Origin of the sequence: Enterobacter sp. 50588862 (assembly GCF_001462935.1) — a bacterium.
Classification (GTDB): Bacteria; Pseudomonadota; Gammaproteobacteria; order Enterobacterales; family Enterobacteriaceae; genus Enterobacter; species Enterobacter bugandensis.
Genome location: NZ_LNHM01000007.1, coordinates 1 through 13,594, shown reverse-complemented (window position 1 = coordinate 13,594; position 13,594 = coordinate 1). Strand labels below are relative to the sequence as shown.

Genomic DNA, 13,594 nt, shown 5'->3' with positions numbered 1-13,594 from the left:
AAGCTGCGTGGGCACGGTAACAACTTTTAAATATTATTTAAAGGTTACGAAATTATTGTAATTGTGAAATTTAATGATGGATTGTTTGTAGGGGATTGCGGCGCGCAACTGGTATAAGGAGGAATTTATGGCTACTATGCTGCACTTTGTGATCGCGCGCACGGAAGCCTGCCCTAACCAGCGAACTGTTATGTCCTTACCTCATTCTGCCGTATCCCCTGAAGACAGTGTAGCCAGCGTGCTGCACTCCCCTAAACAACTGGCGCGTGAAACGCTGGCGGGCGTGATTACCGCTCTGGCGCTGATCCCCGAAGTGATCTCATTTTCCGTGGTGGCGGGCGTTGACCCGAAGGTCAGCCTGATCGCCTCCGTGGTGCTGTGTCTTGCTCTCTCCGTGCTGGGCGGTCGTCCGGCGATGGTCACGGCTGCGGCCGGTTCCGTAGCGCTGGTGATTGGCCCGATGGTGCATCAGCACGGGGTACAGTACATTCTTCCCGCCGTGCTGATGGCTGGCGTGATCCAGATTCTGTTTGGCGTGCTGGGCATGGCAAGGCTGATGCGCTTTATTCCCCAGTCGGTGATGACCGGATTTGTTAACGCCCTTGGCATTTTGATTTTCTTCGCTCAGGTGCCGCATTTCTGGAGCCGAAGCCCGCTGATTGTGGGCCTGTTCGTGCTGACGCTGCTGATTGTGCTGTGGGTGCCGCGCTATATTAAAAGCGTCCCTTCCCCGCTGATTGCGATTGTGCTGTTAACCCTTTTCACCGTCACCACCGGTCAGATCCTGCCGACTGTCGGTGATGAAGGCTCAATGACTGGCGGTCTGCCTGGATTTACCGAGCTGCTGGTGCCGCTTAATTTACAGACGCTGAACATTATCTGGCCGTGCGCGTTGAGTATTGCCTTCGTCGGTCTGCTGGAGTCCCTGCTGACGGCAAAACTGGTGGATGAACTGACGGTTACGCCCTCCAGCAAGCGTCGCGAGAGCATCGGGCTGGGCGTGGGGAATATCATGGCCGGGCTCTACGGTGGCATTGCGGGCTGCGCGATGATCGGACAAACCATCGTTAACGTGGAGATGGGGAAAGGACGAAGCCGCATTTCAACCATTGCGGCGGGCATCGTGCTGCTGCTCCTGGTAACGGCGCTCAGCGAAGTGATGGCCAAAATCCCGATGGCGGTGCTGGCGGGGATTATGGCGATTGTTGCCGTCAAAACCTTCAGCTGGCACAGCCTTCAGCCCGCCACGATAAAAAAAGCCCCGATTGCCGAAACGGTGGTGATGCTGGTGACGGTAGCCGCCACGGTATCAACCGGCAATCTGGCGGTTGGCGTGCTGGGCGGGATTATCGTCATGGCACTGATCCCCGCCCGCATTAAGCGTCGGGTTAAAGCAGAAAAATCGTTGCCAGCCCAAGAAAAATAAAGAAACCGCCGGTATCGGTGATGGCGGTGATCATCACGCTCGACCCCACCGCGGGGTCGCGCCCCAGTTTGGTCATCGTCAGCGGGATAATGACGCCCATCATCGATGCCACCAGCAAATTCAGCACCATCGCCAGCATCATCACGCCGCCTAAGGCCATATCGTCATACAGCCACCACGTGATGCCGCCCATAATGCCGCCCCATACCAGGCCGTTAATCAGCGCCACGCCCATTTCCCTGAAGATCAGAAAGGCGAAGTTACCGGGCTGAATATTTTCCAGCGCCAGCGCGCGGACGATCATGGTGATGGTCTGGTTTCCGGTGTTGCCGCCAATTCCGGCCACAATCGGCATCAGCGAGGCCAGCGCCACCAGCTGCGAGATGGTGTGTTCAAAGCCGTCAATCACACGGGAAGCGATGAAGGCGGTACACAGGTTAATAGCCAGCCAGGCCCAGCGGGTTTTCACCGCCTTACCGACGGAGGCGTGGACGTCATCTTCGGCGCTAATCCCGCCTAGCGCGCGCAGGTCGTTATCGGTCTCTTCATAAACCACGTCAACGATTTCATCGATGGTCAGACGGCCCATCAGCTTGCCAACGGAGTCTACGACCGCCGCACTCACAAGGTCATCACGTTCAAAGGTACGCGCCGCTTTTTCCGCATCGTCTTCCGGGGAGAAGACCATCGGCTCGTTTTCCATCACCTCGCTCACCCGCTGCTGGGCGCTGTTGAGCAGGATGGTTTTCAGCTCCAGCTCGCCGAGCAGGGTTTTATCCCGCGAGGTGACAAACAGCTTATCGGTGTTGTCCGGCATTTTGCCCAGGCGGCGCAGGTAGCGCTGCACGGTACCGAGCGTGACGTCCGGACGTACCGTGATAACGCCGAACTCCATGATCGCGCCGACGCTGTTTTTCTCGTAGTGCATCACCTGACGCACACGCGCACGTTCATCGGCAGGTAGAGAGGCCAGCAGGCGGCCGGTCAGGTTACGCGGCAGATGCTGTACAAGGTAAATCTGCTCGTCGATATCCAGGGTTTGCAGGGCGTCGAGGATATCCCGATCGCTCATCTCGTCGATCAGGTCATCCCAGACGTTTTCGGAGGCTTCAAGCAGAACCTGGCCGCGCTCGTGATCCTGTACCAGGCGCCAGAGGGCGTGACGCTCTTCCGAAGGAAGCGCTTCCAGGGTATCCGCCAGATCCGGCGGCGGTAAATGAGCAACCAGCGCACCTACCTCAGCAATATCGTCGGCCAAGGTGCCGACATCATATTGCTCAGCCAGGGTCAGTTTGCCTAATAGCGTAGACGTGACCGCTTTATCGGTCGTGAGAAGCCAGATGAGTCGCGCACGTTCCTGGTCACGCTGCCTGGCGCTGTTTTTCTTTAATACCGACATCAATCATAAATCCATTAAATGAGTTGAGACTAAGCATAGCGCGAGGATATGTAAATAAGAATAAACAGCGAGGCGGGATGGAGAAAAAAGCGGCATTACGGCCACGATTATCCCCTCTCCCTGTGGGAGAGGGTTAGGGTGAGGACATCAGGCCGTGCGCGCCACCGCGTCACGCGACGCCGCATCGCGCTCGTCGCCGGTCAGCTCGCTCAGCCTGCCGTCGCGCATCTCCAGCAGACGGTCGGCGTGAATGAAGTAATGATCGTCGTGGCTGATGGCGAAAATGGTCTTGCCCATCTCCTGCATCAGCGGCAGCAGCACCTGATAAAACTCGCGACGGAAGTGCGGGTCCTGATCCGCCGCCCATTCATCCAGCAGGATGATGTCACGCTCTTCCGCCAGCGCCAGCAGCAGCGCCACGCGCTTCTTCTGCCCCTTAGAGAGCTTGAGGTTCAGGATTTTGCCGTCCTGGAGCTCCAGCTTGTGCGACATCTGCAGCTGCGCAAGCCATTTCTCAACCAGCGCCGGATTGGCCTGCTGCCCTTCCGGCCCCAGCAGCTGGTCAAACAGCCAGACATCGGTGAATACCGCTGAGAAAAGCTTGCGGTAATCCTCAGGTTTCTCCGCGCTCAGCGCCTTACCGTCCAGCAGGATCTCGCCCGACTGCGGCTGGTAAAGTCCGGTGAGCAACATCGCCAGCGTGGATTTTCCGCTACCGTTGCCGCCGATGAGGAACAGCAGTTCGCCGCGGTGAATCGTCAGGTTGACCGGTCCCACGGAGAAGGCATTGTCCTGATAGCGGAACGTCACGTCGCGCAGCTCCAGGGTCTGCCAGTTCGGGAAGGCCTGCGGGCGCGGGAATTCAGCCTTAAATGGCGCCAGATCGAACTTCTTAAGCTTGTTAAACGCCACCTGCGCGCTTAGCAAGGTGGGCAATGCGCCGACGGCCGAGAGCAGCGGCGTACGCAGGAACAGCAGGGTCAGCGAGTAGGTCGCCGCCACGTTGGTGTCCGCCCAGCCCAGGCTGTTCGCCATCCAGAATACCAGGCCAATGGCGCCCAGCATCATAATGTTGGACCAGTTCACCGCGCTCAGGTGGAAGGTATCGGCGCGAATAATGTGGTGCCGGTATTCGCGCGCGTCCGGGACATAGAGGTTATTAAAGATATGCTCGGCACGCTCGCGGTTGAGGGTCAGCTCTTTGCGCCCTTCCAGCACCGTCTGGTAATCGTTATAGAGCTTATCTTCCGTTTCGCGCAGGACCGCCATGTGTTTATAGACGCGCGACACCAGCACGAAACCGCCCCAGATGGTGATGGCAATCCACACCGCGGTCACCGCCAGCATTTTGGTCGAAAGCCAGGCGAGATAGGCCGCCGAGCCAAAGGTCAGGATGATCCCCTGCACCAGCTCCGGCAGGCGGACAAACGCGATGGTAATCGCGCGCACGTCGCTGGTCAGCCCCGCCAGCAGGGAGGCGCTGCCGAGCTGCTCCACGCGCTCAACCTGCGTGTCGAGGATCCGCTTGATGAACTCGCTGCGCAGGCGGAAAACGAAATGGTGGCCGAGCGCGGTCAGCGCCAGCTGAGAGCCGAGCGTAACCGCCATCAACAGCAGCAGCAGGCCGAGAAACTCCGGCAGAACCGAGAGTGAGGTATCGACCATTTCGATCAGCCGCACGTTTATAAACGCGATCAGGCCAATACCCAGCGCCGCGCTGGCAAGGCTTAAGGCCATTACGGCAATGAAGGGCCAGCGGTACTGACGCCAGACAAGAAGAAGTAGTTGCATGCAGGCAATCCGGACAATAAAAATCAGCCAGCAGTGTAAACTGCCCTGAGCGGACATCAAGAATAATTCTTATTTTTGTTTGCTCAAACCCGCCTGACGGAAAGTCAGATTATAGCGGTACTCGCCAGTGAGGGGATGAACCCCTGGCTTCAGGGGCTGAATGCCGTGATAGTACAGCCGTGACTCCCTGCCCCACACCACCACGTCGCCGTGCTCCAGCATAATGCGCCTGAGCGGATCGTTGCGGCGCAATCCGCCAAACTGGAAGACGGCGGGCAGACCCAACGATACCGAGACGATGGGCGCGCGCAGATCGGGTTCATCCTTATCCTGATGCAGGGAGAGCTTCGCACCGATGGCGTAGCGGTTAATCAGGCAGGCATCCGGCCGGAAGTCAGGGTAATCTGCTGCAACGGCAGCCTCGTGACAAAGCGCCTGAAACACCGCAGGCATGGGAGGCCACGGCCGGCCGGTCGTGGGATCGTTCGGGGCATACACATACCCCCGTTCGTTCGTCGCCCACCCCAGTTCGCCGCAGTTGGCCATGGCCACCGACATGGTGTAGCCGCCCGGCGTCACCATATGGCGAAACGGTGAAACCGCCGTGACCTCTTCAATACCGGCAAGCAATGCCGCCGCACGGGAGAGTGCAAAGCGGCGCAGGATCACTGCCCCGGGCGCAAGCGGCTCCTGCCACGGTTCAGCATCTGCAAAAAGATCGAGCATTATCCCTCCCGGCGTTTCGCCTCACGTTTCAGTAATAGCGCTTTTCGCGCCGCCCCCCAGCGATAGCCCGACAGCGCGCCGTCGTTGCGGACCACGCGGTGACAGGGGATCACAATCGCCAGCCTGTTTGCCGCACAGGCTCCCGCGACGGCACGCACCGCGTTGGGCTGGCCAATCGTCTTCGCCACCTGCTGATAGCTGGCCGTTTCCCCGCAGGGGATGTCACGAAGGGCCTGCCAGACCCGCTGCTGGAACGCGGTGCCGCGTATATCCAGCGGCAGCGCCAGCGGCACCGCGTGGTTATCAATACTGGCAATGACCTGGCTGATACGCTGGGCAAAGGCATCTTCCTGCGGGGCATGCTCCGCGTTTGGAAACAGCGTCGCAAATTCTTCTGCCAGTTTGGTATCGTTGTCGCCCAGCAGTATCGCGCAAATCCCCCGCTCGCTTTCCGCAACCAGGCAGCGTCCCAGCGAACAGTCGCCGATGGCGTAACGCACCGCCACCTCGCCTTTGCGGTACTGCTTCGCCGTCATGCCCAGCGCATCGTTGGCTTTGCGGTAATAGCTGCTGCTGTCGGGAAAACCTGCCGCCAGCACGGCATCGGTAATTTTGTTTCCCTGTGCAAGCGCCGCGCGCAGACGCTGCCCCCGCGCCGCCTGCTGCCAGGCTTTTGGCGTCATCCCGGTGACGGACTTAAACAGCCGGTGGAAATGGAAAGGACTCATGGCGACCTGCTGCGCCAGACCTTCAAGCGTCAGCGCGGGATCCTGCTCCAGAAGGCGACAGGCGTGCTCCACTTTCGCCAGCTTTTGCTGATTCGGATCGCGTTTGTCCGGCATGCAGCGCTTGCACGGGCGAAACCCTGCCTGAACGGCATGCTGGACATCGGGATAAAAGCAGACGTTTTTACGCAGCGCGTGACGGGCGCGGCATGACGGGCGGCAGAAAATCCCCGTCGTCTGCACGGCAAAGACAAACCGATCGTCAGCGCGCGGATCGCGAGCCAGAACGGCCTGCCAGCGATCCTCATCATTCATATAGGTTGGATTTTTCATCATCAGCTCCTCTTACAAGCATACCTTTAGCGTGCCCGAGTGCCAGTGATAAAAAACCCGCAACCTTGCTTTTTAATTTTTGTCGCTCACCAGGAAGCTGTTGAACTGCGGCGAGCTCCAGGTTTTGAACCCGTCGCCCTCTTTAGTGATCATATAAACCGCCAGCCCTTCCTGACGAACCACCTCTTTGGCTTTTTCCGGGCCGAGAACCATTAATCCGGTATCCCAGGCGTCGGCTTCCAGCGCAGTCGGCGCAATCACGGTCACCGAGACCAGGTTATGCGTGATGGGACGTCCGGTCAGCGGATCGATCACGTGCGAAATACGCTTCCCGTCGAGTTCGTAATAATTACGGTAGCTCCCGGAAGTGCTGATGCCGTGCCCGTTAATATCCACAATGGCCTGTACGGCGTTTTGCCGATCGGTCGGTTTTTGAATCGCCACGCGCCACGGTTTACCGCTGGCGTTCATGCCCCGGCTGACTAACGCGCCGCCCACGGAGACCAGGTAGCGCGATATCCCTTCCTGCGTCATCAGCGCGGCAAGGTGATCCGCCGCGTAACCTTCACCTACCGTCGACAGATCGACAAACAGATCGGGGATGTCTTTCTGCAGATACTGCTGGCCGTACTGGTTGATCACCGTCAGATGCTTTAGCCCTGTCCGGGCGCGGGCATCATCAATGGCCGCCTGATCGGGTGTGGTATCCGGCTGTTTGTTCGGGCCAAATCCCCAGAGATTGACCAGAGGCCCGACGGTGACATCCATCGCGCCGTTGGTTTTATATCCCACGCGCATTGATTCGGTGACGATATCGGCCATCGCTTCGCTCACCGGCCACAGGGAGGTACTGGTGGAAAGATTGAAGCGCATCAGCGCCGAGTCATTTTTATAGGTTGAGAGCAGCTGGTCGTCGGCGTCCAGCTGAGACTGGATTTTACCGCGAAGTTCATCAGCGCGCGTTTTATCCAGGCCCATCACGCTGACGCGCCAGAAGGTGCCCATCGTTTTGCCTTCGAGCACCGTCGCGGCGGGTGCATCGGTTTTCGCCACGGGCGCGGAATCGTCACACGCGGTCAGGAAAAAAAGCATAGCCAGAAAGCTGGCGCGTAAAAAAGTCATGTCCATTCATTATTATCCTCATGCCAGGGCGGCAAGAGTACACCAAAACGGTTGCGTTGTGAGGCCAAAAAAAAGCACAAAAAAGGGGCCTTCAGGCCCCTTAGTCACACGATGACGCGATTAGAACTGGTAAACCAGACCCAGCGCGACGATATCATCAGTGCCGATACCGGCCTGACGGGTGAACTCATTTTCATCAACCAGGTTGATTTTGTAATCCACGTAGGTGGACATGTTTTTGTTGAAGTAGTAAGTCGCACCCACATCAACATATTTCAGCAGATCCTGATCGCCGTAACCTTCGATGTCTTTACCTTTGGACTGCAGGTAAGCCACGGATGGACGCAGGCCGAAGTCGAATTGGTACTGAGCAACCACTTCGAAGTTCTGCGCTTTGTTAGCAAAACCGTAAATGTCGCTGCTGCTCTGAGAGTTGCCGAAACGCGTTGCGTTGTAGGTCTGTGAGTATTGTGCCGCCAGGTAGATATTGTTGGCGTCGTATTTCAGACCACCAGAATATACTTCAGCGCGATCGCCTTCGCCTTTCAGCGCCGGGTTAGCGGTGTTGTTCTGGTCAGCGGTACGTTTGGAAGAAGACATTGCACCACCGATGCTGAAGCCTTCACCCAGGTTATAGGTCAGGGACGCGCCGTAGCCGTCGCCGTTCTGTTTCAGGGTGCTACGACCAGTGTCGTTTTCGCCGCTTACGCTACCGTTTTTACCCTGATACTGCAGCGCAAAGTTCAGGCCATCCACCAGACCAAAGAAGTCCTGGTTACGATAGGTCGCCACGCCGTTAGCACGAGACTGCAGGAAGTTGTCTGAGCCGTAGGTATCGCCGCCAAATTCTGGCAGAACGTCAGTCCAGGAAGTTACGTCGTAGATCACGCCGTAGTTACGACCGTAATCGAAAGAGCCCGCTTCAGCGAATTTCAGACCAGCAAACGCCACACGTGTCCAGGACTGGTTATCGCTTTCAGTCGTGTTGCCCTGGATCTGGTATTCCCACTGGCCGTAACCGGTCAGTTGATCGTTAACCTGAGTTTCGCCTTTGAAGCCAAGACGCATGTAGGTCTGGTCGCCGTCAGCACTCTTGTCGTCAGAGAAATAGTGCAGACCATCAACTTTGCCGTACAGATCTAATTTGTTGCCATCTTTATTATAAATTTCGGCCGCATTTGCTGCGCCTGCTACCAGCAGTGCTGGTACCAGGAGGGACAGTACTTTAACTTTCATTTTATTAACCCTCTGTTATATGCCTTATAATTGCCACTGCTTACTGGTTAACCCTCATTAACCAGTCGGCAAATTCATTCTCCGCAAAATTACAGAATAATCCAATGCGAATATGATACGAAAACTTTGAAGATGTTTCATTTATCCATCAACATGTTTCAAAATGTAAATGAAAAGGAACTTTTACAAAGCACAAAAAGCTTAGAAATTTAGCACTTATAATCAAAACGAAAAATGACCCAATACATATCAAAGAGTTAAAATAAAAAACGTTACCGCACTGAATGACAAAACAAGATCGACTCCAGTCTCTAAAATAACTCTCGCTATCATCATTAACTTTATTTATTACCGTCATTCAGCTTTGAATGTCTGTTTATCCCTAATTCAACCGGATGCATCGCATTCGGTTTTTTTTTACCCTTCTTTACGTAACTTTTCCTTTTTTGTGCTACCGCCGCGTAATTGTAACGACTATTAACTAAATTCACGCTCGCCCCTGTGCATAATGGGAAAATTCGCTCAAAACTTAATTTCTTGTTAATTCGTGCTATTTTCTGACGAAATGCATTTTTTATTTGTACATACATTATGTTCTTGTACACATTTAAGACGTCCTTTCTCTCTCGCACGGGCCATCGAAAAAGTCGCTTGTTCAAGGACAGTGGCGCTGGAAATTCAGTTATTACCCTTTATACTGCCCTATCGCCACAGAGCACGACCATCACGGGTTAAAGATATCAATGAGTCAGACTGAAACTACCGCCCAAAGCAAATTCTCCCTTCTGCCCGGGAGCATCACCCGTTTCTTTCTTCTTTTGATCGTGGTGCTGTTAGTCACAATGGGCGTGATGGTGCAGAGCGCGGTTAACGCCTGGCTGAAGGATAAGAGCTATCAGGTGATGGATATTACCCACGCCGTACACAAGCGTATTGATACCTGGCGCTACGCCACCTGGCAGATTTACGACAACATTGCGGCAGCGCCTGCCAGCTCATCCGGAGATGGGCTTCAGGAGACGCGGCTTAAGCAGGATGTCTACTATCTCGAAAAACCGCAGCGTAAGACTGAAGCGCTTATCTTTGGCTCTCACGACAGCGCGACCCTTGAGATGACGCAGCGTATTTCGACCTACCTGGATACCCTCTGGGGCGCCGAAACGGTGCCGTGGTCGATGTACTATCTGAACGGTCAGGACAACAGCATGATCCTGATCTCGACGCTGCCGTTGAAAGATCTCTCTTCCGGATTTAAAGAGACGACGGTCGGCAGCATTGTCGACTCCCGCCGGGCAGAAATGCTGCAGCAGGCCAATGCCCTTGATGAACGTGAGAGCTTCTCATCGCTGCGCCGATTGGCCTGGCAGAATGGTCACTATTTTACCCTGCGTACCACCTTTAACCAGCCGGGTCATCTGGCGACGGTCGTGGCCTTCGATTTACCCATTAATGATTTGATCCCGCCGGATATGCCGCTCGACAGCTTCCGTCTGGAGCCTGACAGCAGCACCCAGAACATGCGTGCGGCGTCCGACAAAGAGGCCGCAGAGAGCGTCACCATCTCCTTTAACGGCTCGAAAATTGAAATTGCCTCGTCGCTGAACTCAACCGGCATGCGTCTGGTGTGGCAGGTACCGTTCGGCACGCTGCTGCTTGATACCCTGCAAAATATTCTGCTGCCGCTGCTGCTGAATATTGGTCTGCTGGCGCTGGCCCTGTTTGGCTACAGCACCTTCCGCTTCCAGCCGGGACGCCAGAGCGACGCGTCTGCGGTCTCCGCGGGCAATACCAACGAGCTGCGCGTATTGCGCGCGCTCAATGAAGAGATTGTCTCCGTGCTGCCGCTAGGGGTGTTAGTTCACGATCAGGAAGCGAATCGCACGGTGATGAGCAATAAAATTGCTGATCATCTGCTGCCGCACCTTAATCTGCAGAACATCACCACTATGGCGGATCAGCACCAGGGGGTTATTCAGGCCACGATTAATAATGAACTTTACGAGATCCGTCAGTTCCGCAGCCAGGTGGCACCGCGTACGCAAATCTTCATCATTCGCGATCAGGATCGCGAAGTGCTGGTGAATAAAAAGCTCAAGCAGGCGCAAAGGCTGTATGAGAAGAACCAGCAGGGGCGCGCGGCATTCATGCAGAATATTGGCGATGCCTTCAAGCAGCCGTTAAAAACGCTGGCGACCCAGGCGGCAGCGTTAAACACGTCTGAAAGCCACCAGCTCGCCTGCCAGGCCGACTCGCTGGTCCGCATGGTGGATGAGATCCAGCTGGCAAACATGCTGGAGAATGATTTCTGGAAAGGCACCCCTTCTCTCTTCTCCATTCAGGATCTGATCGATGAAGTGGTTCCGGAAGTCCTGCCCGTCATTAAGCGCAAAGGGCTGCAGCTGCTAATCAACAACCATTTACCCGCCAATGACGAACGTCACGGCGACCGCGAGGCGCTGCGTCGTATTCTGCTGATGATTATTCAGTACGCCGTGACCACCACGCAGATCGGCAAGATCACCCTTGAAGTGAGCACCGACGAGTCGGCGGAAGATCGCCTGACGTTCCGCATTCTGGACACCGGGGAAGGCGTGACGGCGAGTGAAATTGATAATCTGCACTTCCCGTTCCTGAATGACACGCAAAGCGATCATTACGGCAAGGCTAACGCCCTGACCTTCTGGCTGTGCGATCAGCTGGCGCGTAAGCTCGGCGGCCATCTGAATATCAAGGCCCGTGAATCACTGGGTACGCGTTACTCTCTGCACGTGAAAATGGCCGCCAATCCGCAGGAAGAAGATGAAGAACGCCTGCTGGATGACGTCGTGGTGATGGTGGATGTGACCTCAAACGAGATCCGCAATATTGTGGTTCGTCAGCTCGAAAACTGGGGCGCGGCCTGCATCACGCCGGATGAAAGGCTGGCAAGTCAAGAATTTGATCTGTTTTTAACTGATAATCCGTCTAATCTTACTGCCTCGGGCTTGCTTTTAAGCGATGATGAGTCACGCGTGCGGAAAATCGGCCCTGGCCAGCTGCGCGTCAACTTTAATATAAGCAATGCGATGCAGGAAGCTGTACTACAACTAATAGAAGAGCAGCTGGCGCAGGAAGAGATAACGGAATCCCCGTTAGGCGGTAATGAAAATGCCGAGCTTCACGCCAGCGGATACTATTCCCTCTTTGTTGATACAGTACCAGATGATGTGAAGCGGTTGTATACTGAGTCCGCTGCGAATGATTTTGCAGCGCTGGCACAGACAGCACACCGGCTTAAAGGGGTGTTTGCCATGCTTAATCTGGTTCCCGGCAAGCAGTTATGTGAAACGCTGGAACATCTAATTCGTGAGAAAGATGCCTCTGGCATTGAAAAATACATCAGCGACATTGACGCCTACGTCAAAAGCTTGCTGTAGCAAGGTAGCCTTATACATGAACAATATGAACGTAATTATTGCCGATGACCATCCGATTGTACTGTTCGGTATTCGCAAATCACTTGAACAGATCGAGTGGGTGAATGTAGTCGGTGAATTTGAAGACTCTACAGCACTGATCAATAACCTCCCAAAGCTTGATGCGCACGTGCTCATTACCGATCTCTCTATGCCTGGAGACAAATACGGTGATGGGATCACGCTCATCAAATATATTAAACGTCACTTCCCGGACATCTCGATTATTGTTCTGACCATGAACAACAACCCGGCGATCCTGAGCGCCGTGCTGGATCTGGACATCGAAGGGATTGTGCTGAAGCAAGGCGCCCCGACCGATCTGCCAAAAGCGCTGGCTGCGCTGCAGAAAGGCAAGAAGTTCACGCCTGAGAGCGTCTCTCGTCTGCTGGAAAAAATCAGCGCGGGTGGCTACGGTGACAAACGCCTGTCGCCGAAAGAGAGCGAAGTTCTGCGCCTGTTCGCCGAAGGTTTCCTGGTGACCGAGATTGCCAAGAAGCTGAACCGCAGCATTAAAACCATCAGCAGCCAGAAAAAATCAGCAATGATGAAGCTGGGCGTGGACAACGATATTGCCCTGCTGAACTATCTCTCCTCCGTTACGCTGAGCGCATCGGATAAGGATTGATCCCAGGCGGGTGTGCGGCCTGATGCCCTCACCCCGCCCCTCTCCCACTGTACGGTCCGGGGACATAGTGAACACTTGTTCGGGGACATGGTAGACACTTACAACTGAGGCATAAGAACCCGTTTATGGAGTCGCTTATGCCCTGGGATGCGAGAGATACCATGTCATTACGTACCGAGTTTGTGCTGTTCGCCTCGCAGGACGGGGCGAACATCCGTTTCCTCTGCCGTCAGTTCGGCATTTCTCCTGCCACCGGCTACAAGTGGCTTCAGCGCTGGGCTGAGGAAGGTGCCTCCGGTCTTCGGGACCGCTCCCGCGCACCTCATCATTCCCCGAACCGCTCATCTGACGACATCACCGCCCTGCTGCGCATGGCCCATGAGCGCCATGAACGCTGGGGCGCACGCAAGATTAAGCGCTGGCTCGAAGACCAGGGGCACCGTATGCCCGCCTTCAGCACCGTCCATAATCTGATGGCCCGTCACGGTCTGCTGCCGGGCGCATCACCGGGCGTTCCGGCTACGGGACGGTTCGAACACGACGCGCCGAATCGCCTCTGGCAGATGGATTTTAAGGGCCACTTTCCCTTTGGCGGTGGCCGCTGCCATCCGCTCACCCTGCTGGATGACCACTCCCGTTTTTCCCTGTGCCTGGCGCACTGTACCGATGAACGGCGCGAGACCGTGCAGCAGCAGCTGGTCAGCGTGTTTGAACGCTACGGCCTGCCGGACAGGATGACGATGGACAACGGCT

The 13,594-nt window shown here is 55.7% G+C and carries 10 protein-coding genes; 4 read left to right on the top strand and 6 right to left on the bottom strand.

Annotated features, from left to right (window positions below; all coding sequences use genetic code 11):
- Positions 1-136 precede the first annotated feature (136 nt).
- Positions 137-1,426, top strand: a complete 1,290-nt coding sequence (locus tag APT89_RS00575) for a SulP family inorganic anion transporter (RefSeq protein ID WP_041911988.1) — start codon at positions 137-139, stop codon at positions 1,424-1,426.
- Here the strand turns inward: APT89_RS00575 and mgtE are convergent.
- The 6 genes from mgtE to APT89_RS00545 form a co-directional block, all read right to left on the bottom strand.
- Positions 1,389-2,825: a magnesium transporter gene (gene mgtE / locus APT89_RS00570; protein ID WP_028013894.1), complete on the bottom strand. Its 1,437-nt coding sequence runs from the start codon at positions 2,823-2,825 to the stop codon at positions 1,389-1,391. The two genes, APT89_RS00575 and mgtE, sit on opposite strands and share 38 nt — an antisense overlap.
- A gap of 147 nt (positions 2,826-2,972) precedes the next feature.
- Positions 2,973-4,616 carry a multidrug ABC transporter permease/ATP-binding protein gene (locus APT89_RS00565; RefSeq protein WP_045629903.1) on the bottom strand — a complete coding sequence of 548 codons (1,644 nt, stop codon included), beginning with the start codon at positions 4,614-4,616 and terminating at the stop codon, positions 2,973-2,975.
- Between the two features lie 69 nt (positions 4,617-4,685).
- A complete protein-coding gene (gene alkB / locus APT89_RS00560) occupies positions 4,686-5,342 on the bottom strand; it encodes a DNA oxidative demethylase AlkB (RefSeq protein ID WP_047363054.1) in 657 nt (218 codons plus the stop codon).
- Complete coding sequence (gene ada / locus APT89_RS00555) at positions 5,342-6,400, bottom strand: bifunctional DNA-binding transcriptional regulator/O6-methylguanine-DNA methyltransferase Ada (RefSeq protein ID WP_060571582.1); 1,059 nt, start codon at positions 6,398-6,400, stop codon at positions 5,342-5,344. The genes alkB and ada overlap by 1 nt, the downstream gene beginning before the upstream one ends.
- Positions 6,401-6,472: 72 nt before the next feature.
- A complete protein-coding gene (gene apbE / locus APT89_RS00550; protein WP_045629880.1) occupies positions 6,473-7,528 on the bottom strand; it encodes an FAD:protein FMN transferase ApbE in 1,056 nt (351 codons plus the stop codon).
- Positions 7,529-7,642: 114 nt separating this feature from the next.
- A complete protein-coding gene (locus APT89_RS00545) occupies positions 7,643-8,758 on the bottom strand; it encodes a porin OmpC (RefSeq protein ID WP_041908969.1) in 1,116 nt (371 codons plus the stop codon).
- A 743-nt stretch (positions 8,759-9,501) separates the two neighbouring features.
- Here APT89_RS00545 and rcsD point away from each other — a divergent pair.
- The 3 genes from rcsD to APT89_RS00530 form a co-directional block, all read left to right on the top strand.
- Positions 9,502-12,174 carry a phosphotransferase RcsD gene (gene rcsD, locus APT89_RS00540; protein ID WP_060571581.1) on the top strand — a complete coding sequence of 891 codons (2,673 nt, stop codon included), beginning with the start codon at positions 9,502-9,504 and terminating at the stop codon, positions 12,172-12,174.
- Between the two features lie 16 nt (positions 12,175-12,190).
- The gene (gene rcsB, locus APT89_RS00535; RefSeq protein WP_006176468.1) at positions 12,191-12,841 is read left to right on the top strand and encodes a response regulator transcription factor RcsB; all 651 of its coding nucleotides are present in this window, start codon (positions 12,191-12,193) and stop codon (positions 12,839-12,841) included.
- A 137-nt stretch (positions 12,842-12,978) separates the two neighbouring features.
- Positions 12,979-13,594: helix-turn-helix domain-containing protein (locus APT89_RS00530; protein ID WP_446717757.1), on the top strand; the 616-nt coding region annotated here is incomplete at its 3' end.